Annotated in this window: 20 protein-coding genes and 1 riboswitch; of the genes, 11 read left to right on the top strand and 9 right to left on the bottom strand. The window is 52.8% G+C overall.

The genetic code is table 11. The annotated features are described in order from the left end of the window. Window positions 1–79 precede the first annotated feature (79 nt). Both araC and ICA20_RS20730 read left to right on the top strand, forming a co-directional pair. Window positions 80–925 carry an arabinose operon transcriptional regulator AraC gene (gene araC / locus ICA20_RS20735; protein ID WP_038637154.1) on the top strand — a complete coding sequence of 282 codons (846 nt, stop codon included), beginning with the start codon at window positions 80–82 and terminating at the stop codon, window positions 923–925. 119 nt (window positions 926–1,044) lie between these two features. Then, entirely contained in the window at window positions 1,045–1,812 is a 768-nt protein-coding gene (locus ICA20_RS20730) for a DedA family protein (RefSeq protein WP_038637157.1), read from the top strand. Window positions 1,813–1,850: 38 nt separating this feature from the next. On the opposite strand, the gene thiQ is transcribed toward ICA20_RS20730, so the two are convergent. The 4 genes from thiQ to sgrR form a co-directional block, all read right to left on the bottom strand. After that, window positions 1,851–2,558, bottom strand: a complete 708-nt coding sequence (thiQ, locus tag ICA20_RS20725) for a thiamine ABC transporter ATP-binding protein ThiQ (RefSeq protein WP_038637159.1) — start codon at window positions 2,556–2,558, stop codon at window positions 1,851–1,853. After that, window positions 2,542–4,152, bottom strand: a complete 1,611-nt coding sequence (thiP, locus tag ICA20_RS20720; RefSeq protein WP_038637161.1) for a thiamine/thiamine pyrophosphate ABC transporter permease ThiP — start codon at window positions 4,150–4,152, stop codon at window positions 2,542–2,544. Before thiP ends, thiQ begins: the two co-directional genes overlap by 17 nt. Then, window positions 4,128–5,111 (bottom strand): thiamine ABC transporter substrate binding subunit, encoded by a 984-nt coding sequence (gene thiB / locus ICA20_RS20715; RefSeq protein WP_038637164.1) that lies wholly within the window; start codon window positions 5,109–5,111, stop codon window positions 4,128–4,130. The genes thiP and thiB overlap by 25 nt, the downstream gene beginning before the upstream one ends. Window positions 5,112–5,141: 30 nt before the next feature. Continuing rightward, window positions 5,142–5,364, bottom strand: a riboswitch (TPP riboswitch). A gap of 47 nt (window positions 5,365–5,411) precedes the next feature. Continuing rightward, window positions 5,412–7,067 carry an HTH-type transcriptional regulator SgrR gene (gene sgrR, locus ICA20_RS20710; protein WP_038637166.1) on the bottom strand — a complete coding sequence of 552 codons (1,656 nt, stop codon included), beginning with the start codon at window positions 7,065–7,067 and terminating at the stop codon, window positions 5,412–5,414. Between the two features lie 99 nt (window positions 7,068–7,166). Here sgrR and sgrT point away from each other — a divergent pair, with 99 nt between their 5' ends. Together sgrT and ICA20_RS20700 are read left to right on the top strand one after the other, a co-directional pair. Then, window positions 7,167–7,289, top strand: coding sequence for a glucose uptake inhibitor SgrT (gene sgrT, locus ICA20_RS20705; protein WP_016151681.1), 123 nt, complete (start codon window positions 7,167–7,169; stop codon window positions 7,287–7,289). A gap of 115 nt (window positions 7,290–7,404) precedes the next feature. Further along, complete coding sequence (locus ICA20_RS20700; RefSeq protein WP_038637169.1) at window positions 7,405–8,583, top strand: sugar efflux transporter; 1,179 nt, start codon at window positions 7,405–7,407, stop codon at window positions 8,581–8,583. Window positions 8,584–8,634: 51 nt separating this feature from the next. Here ICA20_RS20700 and leuD read toward each other — a convergent pair whose 3' ends face one another. From leuD to leuL, 5 genes are all read right to left on the bottom strand, one after another. Next, complete coding sequence (gene leuD, locus ICA20_RS20695) at window positions 8,635–9,240, bottom strand: 3-isopropylmalate dehydratase small subunit (protein ID WP_038637172.1); 606 nt, start codon at window positions 9,238–9,240, stop codon at window positions 8,635–8,637. A 10-nt stretch (window positions 9,241–9,250) separates the two neighbouring features. Further along, on the bottom strand, window positions 9,251–10,651 hold the full coding sequence (leuC, locus tag ICA20_RS20690) for a 3-isopropylmalate dehydratase large subunit (RefSeq protein WP_038637175.1): 1,401 nt from the start codon (window positions 10,649–10,651) through the stop codon (window positions 9,251–9,253). 2 nt (window positions 10,652–10,653) lie between these two features. Further along, window positions 10,654–11,745: a 3-isopropylmalate dehydrogenase gene (gene leuB / locus ICA20_RS20685; protein ID WP_038637178.1), complete on the bottom strand. Its 1,092-nt coding sequence runs from the start codon at window positions 11,743–11,745 to the stop codon at window positions 10,654–10,656. Next, on the bottom strand, window positions 11,745–13,316 hold the full coding sequence (gene leuA, locus ICA20_RS20680) for a 2-isopropylmalate synthase (RefSeq protein ID WP_038637181.1): 1,572 nt from the start codon (window positions 13,314–13,316) through the stop codon (window positions 11,745–11,747). Before leuA ends, leuB begins: the two co-directional genes overlap by 1 nt. 89 nt (window positions 13,317–13,405) lie before the next feature. Beyond that, complete coding sequence (leuL, locus tag ICA20_RS20675; RefSeq protein WP_048998978.1) at window positions 13,406–13,492, bottom strand: leu operon leader peptide; 87 nt, start codon at window positions 13,490–13,492, stop codon at window positions 13,406–13,408. Window positions 13,493–14,146: 654 nt separating this feature from the next. Between leuL and leuO the strand changes: the two genes are divergently transcribed. The 7 genes from leuO to ftsL all read left to right on the top strand — a co-directional run bounded on the left by leuO (window position 14,147) and on the right by ftsL (window position 21,266). Then, window positions 14,147–15,094: a transcriptional regulator LeuO gene (gene leuO, locus ICA20_RS20670; RefSeq protein WP_038637183.1), complete on the top strand. Its 948-nt coding sequence runs from the start codon at window positions 14,147–14,149 to the stop codon at window positions 15,092–15,094. A 318-nt stretch (window positions 15,095–15,412) separates the two neighbouring features. After that, window positions 15,413–17,137, top strand: a complete 1,725-nt coding sequence (gene ilvI / locus ICA20_RS20665; protein WP_071888094.1) for an acetolactate synthase 3 large subunit — start codon at window positions 15,413–15,415, stop codon at window positions 17,135–17,137. A 2-nt stretch (window positions 17,138–17,139) separates the two neighbouring features. After that, a complete protein-coding gene (ilvN, locus tag ICA20_RS20660) occupies window positions 17,140–17,631 on the top strand; it encodes an acetolactate synthase small subunit (protein WP_003829566.1) in 492 nt (163 codons plus the stop codon). A gap of 254 nt (window positions 17,632–17,885) precedes the next feature. Next, on the top strand, window positions 17,886–18,890 hold the full coding sequence (gene cra, locus ICA20_RS20655) for a catabolite repressor/activator (RefSeq protein ID WP_038637189.1): 1,005 nt from the start codon (window positions 17,886–17,888) through the stop codon (window positions 18,888–18,890). Between the two features lie 612 nt (window positions 18,891–19,502). Beyond that, window positions 19,503–19,961: a division/cell wall cluster transcriptional repressor MraZ gene (mraZ, locus tag ICA20_RS20650; RefSeq protein WP_038637194.1), complete on the top strand. Its 459-nt coding sequence runs from the start codon at window positions 19,503–19,505 to the stop codon at window positions 19,959–19,961. 1 nt (window position 19,962) lies between these two features. Then, window positions 19,963–20,904, top strand: coding sequence for a 16S rRNA (cytosine(1402)-N(4))-methyltransferase RsmH (gene rsmH / locus ICA20_RS20645; RefSeq protein ID WP_042312345.1), 942 nt, complete (start codon window positions 19,963–19,965; stop codon window positions 20,902–20,904). Continuing rightward, on the top strand, window positions 20,901–21,266 hold the full coding sequence (ftsL, locus tag ICA20_RS20640; RefSeq protein ID WP_006686695.1) for a cell division protein FtsL: 366 nt from the start codon (window positions 20,901–20,903) through the stop codon (window positions 21,264–21,266). The genes rsmH and ftsL overlap by 4 nt, the downstream gene beginning before the upstream one ends. Window positions 21,267–21,273: the final 7 nt, after the last annotated feature.

Genomic DNA, 21,273 nt, shown 5'->3' with positions numbered 1-21,273 from the left:
CCCGCCGGGACGACGGCGATGATGTCTGGCGTAATATGGACAAATTGTTTCTTAGCAGAACCCAGGGAGTATTGAAATTATGGCTGAAACGCAAAACGATCCCCTCCTGCCGGGCTATTCGTTTAACGCACATTTGGTGGCTGGATTGACCCCCATTGAGGCGAACGGATACCTGGATTTTTTTATCGACAGGCCGCTGGGGATGAAAGGCTATATCCTCAATCTCACTATTCGTGGGCAAGGGGTCATTAATAATCAGGGCAAGCAGTTTGTCTGTCGACCTGGCGATATTTTGCTGTTTCCGCCTGGCGAAATTCACCACTACGGACGCCATCCTGACGCCAGCGAGTGGTATCACCAGTGGGTCTACTTCCGGCCACGCGCTTACTGGCAGGAGTGGCTGGCCTGGCCGGCCATTTTTGCCCAGACCGGTTTCTTTCGCCCTGATGAAGCGCATCAACCGCATTTCAACGAACTGTTTGGGCAGATCATCAATGCCGGGCAGGGAGAGGGACGTTATTCCGAACTGCTGGCGATTAATTTACTGGAGCAATTGTTACTCCGACGTATGGAAGCCATTAATGAGTCGCTGCACCCGCCAATGGACAACCGCGTTCGCGATGCCTGTCAGTACATTAGCGATCATCTGGCGGACAGCAATTTTGATATTGCCAGCGTCGCACAGCATGTCTGCCTGTCGCCTTCCCGTTTGTCACACCTGTTCCGCCAGCAATTGGGCATCAGCGTATTAAGCTGGCGTGAGGATCAGCGAATCAGTCAGGCGAAGCTACTGCTGAGTACCACACGAATGCCTATCGCCACGGTGGGTCGCAACGTCGGCTTTGATGACCAGCTCTATTTCTCTCGCGTTTTCAAAAAATGTACCGGCGCCAGTCCGAGCGAGTTCCGTGCTGGATGTGAATAAAAAGTGAATGATGTGTCCTGAAAGTTGTCATAACTGGCAATCTATTCAGACAATTGATGGCTTGACGAAGTTGAGAAGGGTTATCAAAATCCCTGCTTCGTAAATCTGACGGACACATTATGCAAGCATTGCTGGAACACTTTATTCTCCAGTCCGCCCTGTACTCTCTGATCGCCGTACTTTTGGTGGCCTTTTTGGAGTCTCTGGCGCTGGTTGGTCTGATTCTGCCTGGCACCGTGATGATGGCGGGGCTGGGGGCGCTGATTGGCAGTGGCGAACTGAATTTCTGGCATGCCTGGCTTGCGGGCATCGTCGGTTGCCTGTTGGGGGATTGGATCTCCTTTTGGTTGGGCTGGCGCTTTAAAAAGCCGCTGCACCGTTGGTCGTTCATGAAAAAGAACAAGGCGCTGCTGGATAAAACCGAGCATGCGCTGCATCAGCACAGCATGTTTACCATTCTGGTGGGCCGTTTTGTCGGCCCAACGCGTCCGCTGGTGCCGATGGTGGCGGGTATGCTGGATCTGCCTGTCGCAAAATTTATAGTCCCCAATATTATTGGCTGCGTGCTGTGGCCGCCGTTCTATTTCCTGCCGGGTATTTTGGCGGGCGCGGCAATCGATATTCCTTCCGATATGCAGAGTGGAGATTTCAAATGGCTGCTGCTGGCGACGGCGTTGCTGCTGTGGGTTGGCGGCTGGTTATGCTGGCGGCTGTGGCGCAGCGGCAAAGCGGCAGTCGATCGTTTAACTGCGTATTTCCCCCGCAGCCGTTTACTGTATCTGGCGCCGTTGACGCTCGGGATCGGCGTGGTCGCGCTGGTGGCGCTGTTGCGTCACCCGCTGATGCCGGTATATATCGATATTCTGCGCAAAGTTGTGGGTTACTAGCGATTCCTTTGCCGGATGGCGGCTTCACGTTATCCGGCCTACGAAATATGAGGCTTGATGCCTAACAGCGCTGAGGCGCTGGCTTGACCGCTTAGTAGCTCGTCTGTTTTGCCTTGCCACGCAATGCGTCCGTCGGCGACCACGATTGACCGGGGCGCAATTCGCGCCGCATCTTCGACGCTGTGGGATACCATCAGCAGCGTAAGCTGCTTATCACGGCAGACCTCGGCGACCAGGGTTAACATCTCCTGACGCAGCGCGGGATCGAGCGCAGAGAACGGTTCATCGAGCAGCAAAATGGGTTGCTCCCGCACCAGACAACGCGCCAGCGCCACACGTTGTCGCTGCCCGCCGGAAAGCTCACCGGGGAGTCGCTCCAGCAGTGAATCGAGCCCCATTTGCCGGGCGATGTGGCGCATTTTTTCCCGCTGCGATGCGTTCAGTTTTAATCCCGGATCAAGACCCAGACCGATGTTTTGCCACACGCTCAGATGGCTGAACAGGTTGTTTTCCTGAAACAGCATGGAGACGGGGCGACGCGAAGGGGGCGTTGCGGTGTGATCTTCACCTTCAATCATCATTGTGCCGCTGGCAGGCGCAAGAAAGCCGGCAATCAGATTCAATAGCGTACTTTTCCCGGCGCCGCTGGGGCCGAGTATTGCGACCTGCTCACCGCGCGAGACTGACAGCGTAAAGCGCATGGGCAAATGGTGGTAAAGCCATGTGATATCAATCAGTTTTAACATTTCTACCCGGCAATTTCTCAATAACGGTAAACAGCGTAAAACACAGGATCAGCAGCAAGAGCGCCGTAACCGCGCCATCCTGACTGCGATAAGATCCAATCTGCTGATATAGATAAAACGGCAAGGTGCGGAAATCCTCATTGCCAAATAACGCCACCACGCCAAAATCGCCAATCGACAGTACGCAGGCAAAAGCCATCGCCTGCGCCAGCGGACGTTTCAGTGCCCGCAGTTCAACCACTTTCAGCCGCGACCATCCCTCAATTCCCAACGACTGGCACAACATACTGTAGCGTGCGGTCACGTCACGCATTGGGTTTTCCAGTACCTTCAGCGCGTAAGGGATCGCCATCAGCGCGTTGGTGAAAATCACAATGCCGTCGGCGGATTCGGGGAGACCAACGGTGTTATTGAGCAGCAGAAAGAAGCCGGTTGCCAACACGATGCCCGGCATGGCGAGGATCATCATGCCGCTAAGCTCCAGTACCTGGCCTGCCAGCACCTGCTGTCGGGCGCGCAGTTCGCGACTGCTCCATAACAGCATCATGGTGAGTATCACGCATAATGCCCCTGCCGCCAGCGCGATGCGCAGTGAAGTTCCCAACGCCTGCCACAGAACCGGCTGCATAAGCACATCCAGAACCTGGCGGTTAAGACCATCGACAATCACTGCCAACAGCGGCGGCAGCAACAGCAACAGGGCCAGGAAAATCAGCAACGAGTCTGCCAGACGGCTGTGCAGACGATCGTCGGGATCGCGCCAGCCCTGAACCAGCGTGGTGCCGGGCGCAATAGCGCGGCTCAGGCGTTGACTGAGGAGCACCAGCGCTAAACAACACAGCATCTGGATCAATGCCAGCATAGCGGCACGGGCGGGATCGTAATCGAAATTCAGCGCCTGATAGATAGCCAGCTCAATGGTGGTGGCCTGCGGCCCGCCACCCAGCGACAAAACGGTGGCGAAGCTGGCGAAGCACAGCATAAAGATGAGCGCGGCGACGGGAAGGATCTGACGGCGTAACCATGGCCATTCGACAAAGCGGAAGAAATGCCAGCCGCGAATACCCAACTGAGCGGCTAACTGTCGCTGTTCACCGGGAATATTTTCCAGCGACTGCAACAGCAGACGGCTGGCCATCGGCAGATTGAAAAAAACGTGCGCCAGCAGAATACCCTGCAAACCGTACGGCGAAAACGTCCACTCCAGCCCGAATATCTGCCAGAGTGAGGCTAACCAGCCCTGACGGCCATACACGCTGAGAATGCCAAAGACCGCGACCAACACCGGCAGGATTAACGTCATCGCGCACAGGCGTAGCAGCGCCAGACGTCCGGGGAAACGGCGGCGATAAAGTGCTCTGGCAAGGAAAATTGCCGGGACAACCGACAACACTGCGGATAAAAAAGCCTGCCAGAAAGAAAAACGCACCACGTGCCACAGGTAGTCGTCTCGCCACAGCGAGAGCCATTCTCCTTGTGGGGCGTTAAACCATAGCGCCAGAAACGCGGCCAGGGCTACTGCGACCATCAGCGTGGCGGCAGAAAGCCCTGGAACCAGCCAGCCGGGAATTAACGGCTGACGGCGCGTTGCCATTCGCTAATCCATGTCTGACGCTGAGCCGCAACCTGCTGCGGGGTAAATTCCAGCGCGGTGGCCGGTTTCTTCAGTTGCTCAAATCCTGATGGGAGAGCAACCTGCGTCACCGGATACATCCAGTTGCCGGTCGGAATGGCATTCTGGAATGCCGGAGAAACCATAAACTTGAGGAACGTCTCAGCCAGTTCCGGCTGCTTGCTGGCCGCGGTGCGGGCGGCGACTTCCACCTGCAAATAGTGACCTTCACTAAAGTTGGCGGCGGCGTAGTTATCTTTTTTCTCGTCAATGATGTGATAGGCCGGAGAGGTTGTGTAGCTCAGTACCAGATCGCTTTCACCTTTCAGGAACAGGCCGTAGGCTTCGCTCCAGCCCTTGGTGACGGTGACGGTTTTGGCTGCCAGTTTCTGCCACGCCTCCGGTGCTTTGTCGCCATAGACTTTTTGCATCCATAACAGCAGGCCCAGCCCTGGCGTGCTGGTGCGTGGATCCTGATAAATGACGCGCCATTTCTGATCGCTTTCGATCAGTTCTTTCAGGCTCTTTGGCGGATTTTTCAGCTTGTTTTTATCATAGACAAAAGCGAAGTAGCCGTAATCAAACGGGACAAAGGTGTCATTTTTCCAGCCGCCGGGTACGTCAACGGCGTCGTTTGCGACATTGCTCTTGGCGAACAGTTTGGTTTGCGTGGCGGCTTCCAGCAGGTTGTTATCCAGTCCCAGCACGACGTCGGCTTTGCTGTTTTTTCCTTCCATGCGCAGGCGGTTAAGCAGCGAGACGCCATCTTCCAACGCGACCAGCTTCAGTTCGCAGTTGCAGTCAGCTTCAAAGGCTTTTTTGATTGTCGGGCCAGGCCCCCAGTCCGCAGCGAACGAATCGTAGGTATAGACGGTCAGCACCGGTTTGGCGAAGGCAGGCGCTGCGCACAGCAGTAAAAGCGGAAGACATTTTTTAAACACTTTGCACCTCAAGAGTTGGGTGGCAAAGGACTTGAGATAAGCCTCAAATCCCTTCGCCGGCATTATCCGGATCAGGTTCGACGGGTATCTCTCAGCCCATACACTTCATCATTCACGCTGCCTCTGTGTTGGCTGCGCTCGCTCACCCCAGTCACATAGTTATCTATGCTCCTGGGGATTCACTCGCTTGCCGCCTTGAGGCATCATGAATGATTTTGTGTATGTTTTTTATTTAGCACCCCGTTGAGAACGGCGTTAGTGTAGTGATTTTGTTGCCGGGCAGCAATTAAGAGCTGGCTCTTAGGGATCCGGCGGCGCAAACCATGCCGATTTAAAATCAAACCAGCCGAGGGTATTCATGCGTAGCCCGCGCATACTACGCTGGCCCTGAATGATCAGCCAGTGGTGGATCAACGGCACAATGGCCTTTGTGGCGAGCAGCTGTTGGCACCATGCCGCCAGGCTCATTTCACCGGTTCGCCAGCGGGCCGCATCGTTTTCCCAGTCGCGCGAGATACAGTTTTGCAGCAGCGGGACTTCGCACAAATGAGCGAACAGCGAGAAATCCAGCGGGAGGGTAAAGTTGGCGCTGTTGAGCCAGATATCACTGACTATTTCACCTGCATGCCACTGATCGTAGTCGATCTCCTGAATGTTCAGCTGTACCTGATGCTGCGCCAGCAACGTTTTCATGATCTGCGCGATAATCCGATGTTCGATGTGATCGCGATAGTAAGTGAGCGTTAGCGTTTCCAGCCCGGCCGGTTTTTCACCATGCCCGGGTTTGGCGTGGTGCCAGCGGGGGAGTAACCCATAGGCGGGAAACCACAGTCTCTGGTACTGTTCGTCGGCGTGACAGATTAAATTGGTTGGCGAGAGAACGCGGCTTGCCCACTCGCGAACCTCCTGATTAGCACCACGATGGGTGCGTGTATCAAACAGCAGGTAGTAGCAGCCTTCTTCCAGTCGACTTTCAATCGCCTTTTCATCCTCCGTGGGACCTTTTAGCGTCAACCCGCCGCCCGGCTCTTCGCCGATGTCAGGTAATACCCAAACGTTAACTTCATCGATCAGCGCCCGGTAGCCGAAGTAATCATCAAATGCGCGAATTTTCAGTTGGTTATTAGTATTGCGCATCACGGCATATGGGCCGGTGCCAATCGGATGGCTGGAAAAGTTATTTAGCGTTTCCCATTCTCGCGGCAGGATCATGGCGGGGACTTGCCCCAGTAGCCAGGGAAGCCAGCGGTCCGGTTGGGCAAGATGGATATCCAGCGTCCAGGCGGTGGGCGAGACGATTTGCGTAATGTGCGAATACAGCGGCAGCGCGTTGATGCGCTGTAGCGAGGTAATGACATCCTCCATTTCCAGCTCACGGCCATGATGAAAATGGATCCCCGGGCGCAGGAAGAATCGCCAGTGTAAAGGCGAAATCTGCTGCCAATGATGCGCAATGTCGGCTTCCAGTTCCCCATTTTCCTCATTTACCAGAATTAAGGAACTGAAGATTTGTCGGGCAATATGGGTTTCGGAGCGGCGTAACGCCGTGCCGGGGAGCAGATTGCGCATAGGGCGATAATAGAGGACGCGCATGATGTGCCGCCCCTGGCGAAAACTGCGTCCCAGGTGGGAAACCAGCATTTGTCTGACGGCCGTTTTATCACCGACCAGTTGCACCAGTTGATCGATACGATCCTGTTCCAGCAGGTCTTCTGCCCGCTGCTGCTGGAGCGCCAGCCCGGTATAGAGAAATGTCAGGCGCGAGCGTTTACCCCGCCCAACTTCGGCTTCCCACGTTAACCAGCCGCGATCCTGCATGGTATTAAGCAGGGTGCGCATATGACGGCGCGAGCAGCTCAGCAGCTCCGCCAGTTCGTTTAGCGTCGTGTCTTGCGTTTTGCCGTCACAGCATTGCCACAGACGGATGAACTGTTGTTGCAAACGACCAGAAGACATAAAAGGGGAACTCCTGCGGAAAACTCAGCAATTTTATTATCCCTATATTAAGCCAATAATAGATTCCGATGAAGCGATGAGACAACGAAGGGGTCATCTATGCGTCAGTTCTGGTTGAAGTACTTTACTGCGACGGAAAAATCGTCCTGGTTGGCTTGCCTGAGCGCACCGCAGCGCTTAAAGATGCTTGAAGAACTGATGCAGTGGGAGGTGACAGCCTGACCTCCGAATTGCGAGTTGCAGACATCATGTGTGACTGAGTATTGGTGTTAATCGCCGCGCCAGCAGGTATTATCTGCTGGCTTTTTTCGTTTCAGCTGCGCTTAAAAGGAAAGATATGCTCTGGATTATGACCATGGGACGGCGCCTTAACGGCGTTTACGCGGCATTTATGCTGGTCGCTTTTATGATGGGTGTGGCCGGGGCGTTGCAGGCACCCACGCTGAGCCTGTTTCTGAGCCGTGAAGTCGGGGCGCAGCCATTTTGGGTCGGGCTGTTTTATACCGTCAACGCTATTGCCGGGATCGGGGTCAGCCTTGGTCTGGCGAAACGATCCGATAGTCAGGGCGATCGGCGAAAACTGATCATGTTCTGTTGTCTGATGGCAATCGGCAACGCGCTGCTGTTTGCCTTTAATCGCCACTATCTCACGCTGATCACCTGCGGTGTGCTGCTGGCTTCGCTGGCAAATACCGCCATGCCGCAGCTGTTTGCGCTGGCGCGGGAATATGCCGATAGCTCGGCGCGTGAAGTGGTGATGTTTAGCTCGGTGATGCGTGCGCAGCTTTCGTTGGCGTGGGTGATAGGGCCGCCGCTGGCTTTTATGCTGGCGCTGAATTACGGCTTCACGGCGATGTTTTCCATTGCCGCAGGCATTTTTGCCATTAGCCTGGTGCTGATCGCGATGATACTGCCATCTGTGGCTCGGGTGGAGCAACCTGTCGATGTGCCGCTGGAACAGGCCAGCGGTTGGCAGGACAAAAATGTACGCATGCTGTTTATTGCCTCCACGCTGATGTGGACCTGCAATACCATGTACATCATTGATATGCCGCTGTGGATTAGCCTTGAGCTGGGCTTGCCGGACAAGCTGGCCGGGATCCTGATGGGCACCGCGGCCGGGCTGGAAATTCCGGCGATGATTCTGGCGGGCTACTACGTGAAACGCTTTGGTAAGCGGCGCATGATGATCGCGGCCGTAGCGGCGGGCGTACTGTTTTATCTTGGTCTGATCTTCTTTCACAGCCGCACGGCGCTGCTGGTCCTGCAACTGTTTAACGCGGTATTTATCGGCATTATCGCCGGAATAGGAATGCTGTGGTTTCAGGATCTGATGCCGGGGCGTGCGGGATCGGCGACCACATTGTTTACTAACAGTATTTCAACGGGCGTGATTCTGGCGGGAGTGATTCAGGGAGCGGTGGCGCAAAGCTACGGGCATTTTGCCGTTTACTGGGTGATTGCGGCGATTTCGGTGGTCACGCTGGTGATGACCGGGCGGGTGAAGGATGTTTGATTTATAAAGTGCCGGATGGCGGCGTAACGGCCTGATCCGGCACAACAATGACTAGCGCATAAACGCGGGCTGCCTGTCTTCGTATTCGGTGATGGCGGCTTCGTGCTGCAGCGTCAGCCCGATGCTGTCCAGACCGTTCAGCATGCAGTGGCGGCGGAAGTCATCGATCTTAAAGCTGTAGGACTTATCGCCCGCTTTGACGACCTGCGCCACCAGATCCACTTCAAATGTAATCCCCGGATTGGCTTTCACCAGGGTAAACATTTCATCGACCTGCGCGTCGTTCAGGGTTACCGGCAGCAGTTGGTTGTTGAAACTGTTGCCGTAGAAGATATCGGCGAAGCTTGGCGCGATCACTACTTTAAAGCCGTAGTCGGTCAGCGCCCACGGCGCATGTTCGCGTGAAGAGCCGCAGCCAAAGTTTTCCCGCGTCAGCAGAATCGACGCGCCTTTATATTCCGGAAAGTTCAGCACAAACTCTGGATTTGGCTGTTGACCCTTTTCGTCCAGGAAACGCCAGTCGTTAAACAGATGGGCGCCAAAACCGGTGCGTGTGACCTTCTGCAAAAACTGTTTCGGGATAATTGCATCGGTATCGACGTTGGCGGCATCCAGTGGGACAACCAGGCCGGTATGCTGGGTAAATTTCTCTGCCATGGTAGTTTCCTTATTTGATGCTGCGAATGTCGGCGAAGTGGCCGGTAACGGCGGCGGCGGCGGCCATCGCCGGGCTGACTAAATGCGTGCGGCCACCGCGGCCCTGACGACCTTCAAAGTTACGGTTGCTGGTGGATGCGCAGCGCTCGCCTGGGTTCAGGCGGTCATTATTCATGGCCAGGCACATGGAACAGCCCGGTAAGCGCCATTCAAATCCTGCTTCGATAAAGATCTTGTCCAGACCTTCCGCTTCCGCCTGCGCTTTCACCGGACCAGAACCCGGCACCACCAGTGCCTGTACGCCCGGCGCGACTTTGCGCCCTTTGGCGATTTCCGCCGCGGCGCGTAAATCTTCAATGCGCGAGTTGGTGCAGGAACCGATAAACACTTTATCGATAGCTACTTCTGTTAACGGAATGCCCGGTTTCAGCCCCATATACGCCAGCGCTTTTTCCGCCGATGCGCGCTCAACGGGATCGGTAAATGATGCTGGATCGGGAATATTATCGTTCACCGAGATCACCTGACCCGGATTCGTTCCCCAGGTGACCTGCGGCGCGATCTCTTCTGCTTGCAGAGTGACGACGGTATCAAACGTTGCGCCGTCGTCGGTTTGCAGCGTTTTCCAGTACTCAACCGCGTGGGCAAAATCCTCGCCCTTCGGTGCGTGTAAACGACCTTGCACATAGTTAAAGGTGGTTTCATCCGGTGCGACCAGACCCGCTTTGGCCCCCATTTCAATGGCCATGTTACACAGGGTCATACGGCCTTCCATGCTCAGCGCACGGATGGCTTCGCCGCAAAATTCAACCACATGCCCGGTACCGCCCGCGCTACCGGTTTTACCGATAATCGCCAGCACGATATCTTTCGCCGTGATGCCCGGCGCGGCCTGACCGTTGACTTCAATCTTCATGGTTTTGGCGCGACCCTGTTTCAGGGTTTGCGTTGCCAGCACGTGTTCAACTTCTGAAGTGCCAATACCGAACGCCAGCGCGCCGAATGCGCCGTGGGTGGCGGTGTGGGAGTCGCCACAGACGATGGTCATTCCCGGCAAGGTCACGCCTTGCTCAGGCCCCATCACGTGGACAATACCCTGATACGGGTGATTCAGGTCGTACAGTTCAACGCCAAATTCATTGCAGTTTTTGATCAGTTCCTGCATCTGAATACGCGCCATTTCGCCGGAGGCGTTAATGTCTTTGGTCTGCGTTGAGACGTTGTGGTCCATGGTGGCGAAGGTTTTACCCGGCTGGCGCACCTGACGACCATGCGCGCGCAGACCATCAAACGCCTGCGGGGAGGTGACTTCATGCACCAGATGGCGGTCGATATACAGCAGCGGGGTTTCGTTTTGCGCCTCAAAGACTACGTGCGCATCAAATAATTTTTCGTATAACGTTTTGGCCATGATTACACCCCTTCTGCGACGTAACGGGCAATGATGTCGCCCATTTCATCGGTACCGACTGCGGCAGCGCCACGGGCCAAATCACCAGTGCGAATGCCTTCTTCTAATGCGCGGTTAATGGCGCTCTCAATTGCGGTTGCCGCATCGTTGGCATCCAGGCTGTAGCGCAGCAGCAGCGCCAGCGACAGGATCTGGGCGATAGGGTTAGCAATGTTTTTCCCGGCGATATCCGGGGCGGAGCCGCCAGCAGGCTCGTACAGACCAAAACCCTGCTCGTTCAGGCTGGCGGATGGCAACATCCCCATTGAACCGGTGATCATGGCGCACTCGTCAGACAGAATGTCGCCAAACAGGTTGGAGCACAGCAGGACGTCGAACTGGGAAGGATCTTTGATCAACTGCATTGTCGCGTTGTCGATGTACATATGCGCCAGTTCAACGTCCGGATATTCATTGGCAATTTCATTGACGATTTCGCGCCACAGAATAGAGGTTTGCAGCACGTTAGCTTTATCAATCGACGTCACTTTACGGCGACGCTGGCGAGCTGACTCAAACGCGATACGGGCAATACGTTCGATCTCGAAACGGTGATATACCTCGGTATCAAATGCTTTTTCATGTTGCCCGCTGCCTTCGCGGCCTTTTGGCTGACCGAAGTAGATCCCGCCGGTCAGTTCACGCACGCACAGGATGTCGAAACCGTGAGCGGCGATATCGGCGCGCAGAGGACAAAACGCTTCCAGCCCCTGGTACAGCTTTGCCGGACGCAGGTTGCTGAATAATTTGAAGTGCTTACGCAATGGCAGCAGCGCACCGCGTTCAGGCTGCTGGTTTGGCGGCAGGTTTTCCCATTTCGGACCGCCAACGGAGCCAAACAGAATGGCGTCAGCTTGCTCACAGCCTTCAACCGTAGCCGGCGGCAGCGGCTGACCGTGGTTATCAATGGCGGCGCCACCCACGTCGTAGTGGCTGGTGGTAATGCGCATGTTAAAACGGTGGCGAATTGCGTCCAGTACTTTCAAGGCTTGCGCCATCACTTCCGGGCCAATACCGTCACCCGGCAAAACAGCAATATGGTAATTCTTCGACATCACACGGTTTCCTTGTTGTTCTCGTTGTTCTGAGCTTTGCGTTGCAATTCTTTTTCGACTTCTTCGGCGCGCCAGATATTGTTCAGCACATGGACCATCGCTTTGGCGGAAGACTCGACAATATCCGTTGCCAGACCGACGCCGTGGAAGCGGCGACCGTTATAGTTGGCGACGATATCCACCTGACCCAGCGCATCTTTACCGTGCCCTTTGGCGGTCAGGCTGTATTTCACCAGTTCGACGTTGTATTCCGTCACGCGGTTGATGGCCTGATAAATGGCATCAACCGGGCCGTTACCGTTCGCCGCTTCGGCTTTGACGTCTTCACCGCAGGCCAGCTTGACGGAGGCAGTAGCAATGTCATTTGAGCCGGATTGCACGCTGAAGTAATCCAGACGGAAATGTTCTGGCTCTTCCTGCTGTTTGTTAATAAAGGCCAGCGCTTCCAGGTCGTAATCAAATACCTGACCTTTTTTATCCGCCAGCTTCAGGAAAGCGTCGTACAGGTTGTCCAGATTATATTCACTCTCTTTATAGCCCATCTCATCCATGCGGTGTTTCACCGCGGCGCGTCCGGAACGGGAGGTCAGGTTCAACTGTACCTGATTCAGGCCGATGGATTCAGGCGTCATGATTTCGTAGTTTTCACGATTTTTCAGTACGCCGTCCTGATGAATGCCGGAGGAGTGAGCAAAGGCGCCGCTACCGACAATCGCTTTGTTAGCCGGAATGGGCATGTTACAGATTTGGCTCACTAACTGGCTGGTACGCCAGATCTCCTGATGATTAATGCGGGTCTGTACGTTCAGGATATCTTTGCGCACTTTGATCGCCATGATCACTTCTTCCAGGGAGCAGTTACCAGCGCGTTCGCCGATACCGTTCATTGCGCCTTCCACCTGGCGCGCTCCGGCGTGAACGGCAGCCAGCGCGTTGCCGACGCCCAGGCCTAAATCATCATGGGTGTGTACGGAGATGATGGCTTTATCGATATTCGGTACGCGTTCGTACAGACCGGAAATGATTGCGCCAAATTCGAAAGGCATGGTGTAGCCGACGGTATCGGGAATATTGATGGTTTTGGCACCGGCGTTAATGGCGGCTTCGACCACGCGAGCCAGGTCTGCGATAGGGGTACGGCCAGCATCTTCGCAGGAGAATTCCACGTCATCCGTGTAATTACGCGCACGCTTAACCATATAGATAGCCCGCTCGATCACCTCATCCAGCGTACTGCGCAATTTGGTCGCGATATGCATCGGCGAGGTGGCGATAAACGTATGAATGCGGAAAGCTTCAGCGACCTTCAGGGATTCAGCTGCAACATCAATATCTTTTTCAACGCAGCGCGCTAAGGCGCAAACACGGCTGTTCTTAACCTGACGAGCAATGGTCTGTACTGATTCAAAGTCACCTGGTGAAGAGACCGGGAAACCCACTTCCATCACGTCAACGCCCATACGCTCAAGGGCCAGCGCAATCTGCAGTTTTTCTTTCACACTCAGGCTTGCCTGTAACGCCTGTTCTCCGTCGCGTAAGGTGGTATCGAAAATAATGACTTGCTGGCTCATGGTTTAGGTCCTTGGTCTTTAGGGCGCCTTGCTTCGAGCATAAAAAAACCCGCGCAACGGCGCGGGTTTCTGTCTTAACTGGAGCTGACTTAATGCTGAATGTCGTCCACCAGTCTACCGCGCAACGAAGATGCGTTTAGTAGTAGTAGACCGTTGAAACGAGCAATGTAAGTCATCAATTAAGCTCCAGGCGAATGCGATATGCTTTTAGTGGTACTGGATATGAACTCCGATGTCAACCCCATCCCTTGTAAATGCCCCTGTAGCAGATAAAAGTTTAGGCAAAACTTAAGCGAATTGTGCTGAATTTGTTGGCGTATATAAAATTAATCTGCTGATGCTTGTACATAATTTTCATGGTTTGACATATTTAAGCATATTTATTCGCATTTATTGTAACGGTTCGTTGAAGTCGATGGCGCGATTAAGATTTTATATCTTTATGATTTGTCTGTTTTTATAGCAATACTGAATAGATCGGGGCACAGCGGAAGGACATGATTGATAAATTAATGTTAACTTTTAATGTATTAATAATATAAACATTTAATTAAAACTTAAATATACATTCATGATGTGTATGATTGTATATTCGCCACGCTTATGGTTATATTGTTTTTGAAATTTAAACATATGAATCATCGTGCAGTGACCTCTGCCACACTGCGCTCGCATTGCTGTTTTGTTCATTTAGGTTTGTACCTTTATGTTTTCCTAATTTTAATGTTTTTCCTTTTTCTTATTTTATATGCATGGTAAATCATATTAGCGGAGGTTATTTCTTTACTCCGTCTGGGAAAAGGGAGTTTAGAGTGACAGTGGAGTTAACTATGCCAGAAGTAAAAATAATAGATAAACCCAATCTTTTAGAGCCAGGAAAACCGCAACTTCGCATGGTTGACCTTAATCTTTTAACCGTTTTTGATGCGGTGATGCAGGAACAGAATATTACCCGCGCTGCGCATACCCTGGGGATGTCGCAACCAGCGGTCAGTAATGCGGTAGCGCGCCTCAAGGTCATGTTTAATGATGAGCTTTTTGTTCGTTATGGTCGGGGGATCCAGCCGACAGCAAGAGCTTTCCAGCTATTTGGTTCCATTCGTCAGGCATTGCAATTAGTGCAAAACGAACTGCCTGGATCGGGTTTTGAACCAGCCAGCAGTGAACGTGTTTTCAATCTCTGCGTATGCAGCCCATTAGATAATATCCTGACATCGTTGATTTATAATCGGGTTGAACAGGTCGCGCCAAACATTAATGTCATATTTAAATCTTCACTTAATCAAAATACCGAGCATCAGCTGCGTTATCAGGAAACAGAGTTTGTTATTAGCTATGAAGAATTCCGTCGTCCAGAATTCTCAAGTATTCCGTTATTCAATGATGAAATGGTATTAGTGGTAAGCAAAAAGCATCCGCGCATTAGTGGTCCATTATTGGAAAACGATGTTTATAATGAGCAACACGCGGTGGTTTCGCTGGATCGCTTCGCATCTTTCAGTCAGCCGTGGTATGACACGCCGGATAAACAATCCTGCGTCGCTTACCAGGGCATGGCATTAATTAGCGTTCTTAATATTGTGTCGCAAACGCATCTGGTCGCTATTGCGCCACGTTGGTTGGCAGAAGAGTTCGCTGATTCTTTAGAACTTCAGATATTACCTTTACCTTTAAAATTGAACAGCCGTACATGTTATCTTTCCTGGCATGAAGCTGCAGGCCGGGATAAAGGACATCAATGGATGGAAGAGCTGTTAGTCTCCATCTGTAAGCAATAGCATTCAGCAGAACAAGCCGGATAATGCTTCTGGTTTGTTCTGCTTTTTTATTTATATGTAAAATTTTATGCTGAAATCCACTTTCCAGGATTAGCTAACAGTGTAAAAAAATAGAGTAATAGCTGTAAGTCCCCCTTTTTAAGCGATTATTTATCATATCATTTACTTATCCTGGTTTAATTCTCCATTAAATCGACGCTTTCCTCCGTTTTATTCTTATTTGCTCTGAGGCTACTCCAGCGGAGTCAATTGCCATGCGTCATCGTCAGCGGTTAATGTGTTGTTAAACCGTTATTCATTATAAGAGTGAGGCAAGCCATGGAGATGTTGTCTGGAGCCGAGATGGTCGTCCGATCGCTCATCGATCAGGGTGTAAAGCAGGTATTCGGTTATCCCGGGGGGGCCGTCCTCGATATTTATGATGCGTTGCATACGGTCGGTGGTATTGATCATGTGCTGGTTCGTCATGAGCAGGCCGCGGTACACATGGCTGATGGCCTTGCGCGCGCCACGGGGGAGGTGGGCGTCGTATTAGTCACTTCAGGCCCCGGCGCTACCAACGCGATTACCGGGATTGCAACGGCTTACATGGATTCCATTCCGCTGGTGATCCTCTCCGGGCAGGTCGCAACGTCGCTGATTGGCTACGATGCCTTCCAGGAGTGCGACATGGTGGGCATATCCCGCCCGGTGGTGAAGCACAGTTTCCTGGTCAAACAAACAGAAGACATCCCACAGGTGCTAAAAAAGGCCTTCTGGTTGGCGGCAAGCGGTCGTCCGGGGCCTGTCGTGGTCGATTTGCCGAAGGATATTCTGAATCCCGCCAGGAAACTGCCTTACAGCTGGCCGGAGTCGGTGAGTATGCGTTCGTATAATCCGACGACTACCGGACATAAAGGGCAGATAAAACGCGCTCTGCAGACGTTAGTCGCGGCTAAAAAACCGGTTGTGTACGTGGGTGGTGGCGCCGTTAATGCCGCCTGCCATGAGCAGTTGTGCCAGATCGCTGAAGCTCTTAACCTGCCTGTTGTTTCCTCGCTGATGGGGTTAGGCGCGTTTCCGGCAACACATCGCCAGGCGTTGGGAATGCTGGGCATGCATGGAACTTACGAAGCAAACATGACCATGCATCATTCCGATGTGATCTTTGCCGTCGGCGTGCGCTTTGACGATCGAACAACCAATAATCTGGCAAAATATTGTCCAAATGCGACCGTGCTGCATATCGACATCGATCCGACCTCTATTTCGAAAACCGTCACTGCGGATATTCCGATTGTCGGCGATGCTCGTCTGGTACTTGATCAGATGCTCGAACTGCTGGAGCAGGAAAAATCTCAGCAGCCGCTGGATGATAACCGTGACTGGTGGCAACAGATTGAACACTGGCGCGCCCGTCAGTGCCTGAAATATGACACGCAAAGTGAAAGCATTAAGCCACAGGCGGTGATTGAAACCATCTGGCGTCTGACGAAAGGGGATGCGTATGTGACTTCTGACGTGGGTCAGCATCAGATGTTTGCCGCACTCTACTACCCGTTCGATAAACCACGCCGTTGGATTAACTCTGGCGGCCTCGGCACCATGGGATTTGGTTTACCTGCGGCGCTAGGCGTAAAAATGGCATTGCCTGAGGAAACGGTGGTGTGCGTGACCGGGGATGGCAGCATTCAGATGAACATCCAGGAACTGTCGACGGCGCTGCAGTACGAGCTGCCGGTACTGGTGCTCAACCTGAACAACCGCTATCTCGGCATGGTCAAACAATGGCAGGACATGATCTACTCTGGACGTCATTCACAATCTTATATGCAGTCGCTGCCCGATTTTGTGCGCCTTGCCGAGGCTTATGGGCATATTGGTATCCAGATTAACCATCCTGAAGAACTGGAAAGCAAACTGAGTGAAGCGCTGGAGCATGTGCGCAACCGTCGTCTGGTGTTTGTCGATGTCACCGTTGATGGCAGCGAGCATGTCTACCCGATGCAGATTCGTGGGGGCGGTATGGATGAAATGTGGTTAAGCAAAACGGAGAGGACCTGATTATGCGCCGGATATTATCGGTATTGCTGGAAAACGAGTCGGGTGCCTTGTCGCGTGTGATAGGCCTTTTCGCCCAGCGTGGATACAATATTGAAAGCCTGACCGTCGCGCCCACTGACGATCCAACCTTATCGCGAATGACGATTCAAACGGTAGGGGATGAGAAAGTCCTGGAGCAGATCGAAAAGCAGCTACATAAACTGGTGGATGTTCTGCGCGTGAGCGAACTGGGGCAGGGCGCCCATGTTGAACGCGAGATCATGTTGGTGAAAATCCAGGCCAGCGGCTATGGTCGGGAGGAGGTGAAACGCAACACGGAGATTTTCCGCGGGCAAATCATCGACGTCACACCGTCCATCTACACCGTACAGTTGGCGGGCACCAGTGATAAGCTGGATGCGTTCCTGGCAACATTACGTGAAGTCGCCAAAATTGTAGAGGTAGCCCGTTCTGGCGTGGTGGGGCTTTCTCGCGGCGATAAAATCATGCGCTAATAGTCGACTGTAGGCCTGATAAGCACAGCGCCCTCAGGCATCATCGCGGAGGCCATGCCGGATGACGGTGTAAACGCCTTATCCGGCATGGAGGGTTTTCGCTGATGCTATCTGTTGCGCTTTTTTTTGCGAAATCAGCAGTAACCAGAGACAAAAGCGGTTGCCGCAGTCATTATTCTGCGCTTAGATGTTAAGAAACTTAACCCATGCCATCACAAAGGTTATGGTTTGTACATTTTACGCAAGGGGCAATTGTGAAACTGGATGAAATCGCTCGGTTGGCCGGCGTTTCGCGAACGACTGCAAGCTACGTTATTAATGGCAAAGCAAAGCAATATCGCGTAAGCGACAAAACGGTTGAAAAAGTCATGGCGGTGGTGCGTGAGCATAATTACCACCCGAATGCCGTGGCGGCCGGGCTGCGTGCTGGACGCACACGCTCTATCGGACTGGTGATCCCGGATCTTGAGAACACAAGCTATACCCGGATTGCAAACTATCTGGAGCGCCAGGCGCGTCAGCGCGGGTATCAACTGTTGATTGCCTGCTCTGAAGATCAGCCTGATAACGAAATGCGCTGTATTGAGCATCTTTTACAACGCCAGGTTGATGCCATCATTGTGTCGACTTCCTTGCCGCCAGAACATCCGTTCTATCAGCGCTGGGCAAACAGTTCATTCCCGATTGTGGCGCTGGACCGTGCGCTGGATCGCGAACATTTCACCAGCGTCGTGGGCGCGGACCAGGATGATGCGGAAATGCTGGCGCAGGAGTTACGTAAATTCCCTGCAGAAACCGTACTTTATCTGGGCGCGCTGCCTGAATTATCCGTCAGCTTCCTGCGTGAGCAGGGCTTCCGTACCGCGTGGAAAGACGATCCGCGTGACGTTCATTTCCTTTACGCCAACAGCTATGAGCGGGAAGCGGCCGCGCAGCTCTTTGATAAATGGCTGGAAACGCATCCCATGCCTCAGGCGCTGTTTACCACGTCGTTTGCTCTGTTGCAGGGGGTGATGGATGTGACCCTGCGTCGCGATGGGCAGTTGCCGTCTGATTTGGCGATAGCGACTTTTGGCGATCACGAACTGCTCGACTTCCTGCAGTGTCCGGTGCTCGCAGTGGCGCAACGCCATCGCGATGTAGCTGAACGTGTGCTGGAGATTGTGCTGGCAAGTCTGGATGAGCCGCGTAAACCCAAACCTGGGTTAACGCGTATACGGCGTAATCTGTACCGTCGCGGTATTCTGAGCCGTAACTAAGTTGCCTCATTTGGTGACGTCAACGGGATAAGCCTCTGACGTCATCAAATATTCTATTCTCAGAAATAACCTCATTATAATTAAGAATATTCTTTAGAATTATCTGAAATTGATTCTTGAATTATGCCGAATTAAAAATGCAACTCTCCATTTTTGGGTTATTGAAGCGTAAAGATGCGTTACGGTTGTATTATTTTGTTACATGCTTGTAGGGTTTGCCGAATTAACAAACACTTTGCTGCCCTATAGCGACAACCTTACGCTTACCTCGCTCCTGCACGGCATACAGACTGATTAACTGGTACTGTTATCTCGCTGCATATTGTCCTAAAATGCCGCTCGCGTCGCAAACTGACACTTTATATTTTCTTTTGATGATATTCGGTTGTTTTAAACAATCATGAGTTGTTGGATTTTTTTCTTACAAATATTCATGACGTTAATTTGCTTCGTTTGCTGTACGGAATTTGTTCAACGCTGATATTAGCTGTAAACAATGTGTTTTTTGCTCCGCTTAGCGCCGTGACTTGCTTGACAAGGTTTTCCTCCGCTCCGTAAACTCCTTTAAGTGGGATTTTGTGGGATAAAGTGGTAATCGGGGGTGAGACTGGCATGTTCCGGGGAGCAACGTTAGTTAATCTCGACAGTAAAGGGCGCTTATCGGTGCCCACCCGTTATCGGGATCAACTGCTCGAGTGCGCTACCGGTCAAATGGTTTGCACCATTGACATCCATCACCCGTGCCTGCTGCTGTACCCCCTGCCTGAATGGGAAATTATCGAGCAGAAGTTATCGCGTCTGTCGAGCATGAATCCAGTTGAGCGTCGCGTACAGCGCCTGTTGTTGGGGCATGCCAGCGAATGTCAGATGGATAGCGCTGGCCGATTATTGATAGCGCCGATTCTGCGGCAACACGCGGGGCTAACGAAAGAAGTGATGCTGGTTGGGCAGTTCAATAAGTTTGAGCTGTGGGATGAAACGACCTGGTATCAACAGGTCAAGGAAGATATCGACGCTGAGCAGTCTGTTACCGGCGCGCTGTCGGAACGATTGCAGGATTTGTCTCTATAAAATGATGGAAAATTATAAACATACAACGGTGTTGCTGGATGAGGCCGTCAACGGCCTGAATATTCGTCCAGACGGCATCTACATTGACGGGACATTTGGTCGCGGTGGTCATTCACGTCTGATCCTTTCCCAGCTTGGCGAAGAGGGACGTTTACTGGCTATCGATCGCGATCCGCAGGCTATTGCCGTTGCACAGACGATTACCGATCCCCGTTTCTCCATCGTTCATGGACCTTTCTCTGCGCTGGCTGACTATGTCGCCGAGCGCGGACTTACCGGTAAGATCGACGGGATTCTTCTCGATCTTGGCGTTTCTTCACCGCAGCTTGATGACGCGGAGCGCGGTTTCTCGTTTATGCGTGACGGTCCGTTGGATATGCGTATGGATCCAACACGCGGTCAGTCCGCAGCCGAATGGCTGCAAACCGCCGATGAAGCGGACATTGCCTGGGTGATTAAAACCTTTGGCGAGGAGCGCTTTGGTAAACGCATTGCTCGCGCCATCGTCGAGCGCAATCGCATCGAACCGATGACCCGCACCAAAGAGCTGGCGGAAGTGATTGCGGCGGCAATGCCGGTGAAAGACAAATTCAAACATCCCGCGACCCGTACCTTCCAGGCGGTGCGCATCTGGGTGAACAGTGAACTGGAGGAGATAGAGCAGGCGCTAAAAAGCTCGCTCAGCGTGCTGGCACCAGGTGGTCGCCTTTCGATTATCAGTTTCCATTCGCTTGAAGACCGTATTGTGAAACGCTTTATGCGCGAACAAAGCCGTGGTCCTCAGGTTCCGGCTGGAATACCGATGACGGAAGCGCAGATCAAAAAGCTGGGCGGCCGTGAGTTAAGAGCACTAGGCAAGATGATGCCGGGTGAAGAAGAGGTAGCTGAAAATCCTCGTGCCCGTAGTTCAGTTCTGCGTATTGCAGAGAGGACGAACGCATGATCAGCAGAGTGACAGAAGCCCTTAGCAAAGTTAAAGGATCGATAGGAAGCAACGAGCGCCATGCCTTGCCTGGCGTGATCGGTGACGATCTTTTGCGGTATGGGAAGCTGCCACTCTGCCTGTTCATTTGCATTATTTTGACGGCGGTTACCGTCGTGACAACAGCCCACCATACGCGGTTACTGACCGCGCAGCGTGAGCAGTTGGTTCTGGAGCGAGATGCGTTGGATATCGAATGGCGCAACTTGATCCTTGAGGAGAACGCGCTCGGCGACCATAGCCGTGTTGAACGGATCGCAACGGAAAAGCTGCAAATGCAGCATGTTGATCCCTCACAAGAAAATATTGTAGTACAAAAATAAGGATAAA

The sequence above is a fragment of the Citrobacter sp. C5_2 genome, assembly GCF_014596845.2.
GTDB classification, from domain to species: Bacteria; Pseudomonadota; Gammaproteobacteria; order Enterobacterales; family Enterobacteriaceae; genus Citrobacter; species Citrobacter werkmanii.
Note: the sequence above shows the minus strand (reverse complement) of the source record. Positions and strands in the feature narration are given on the sequence as shown.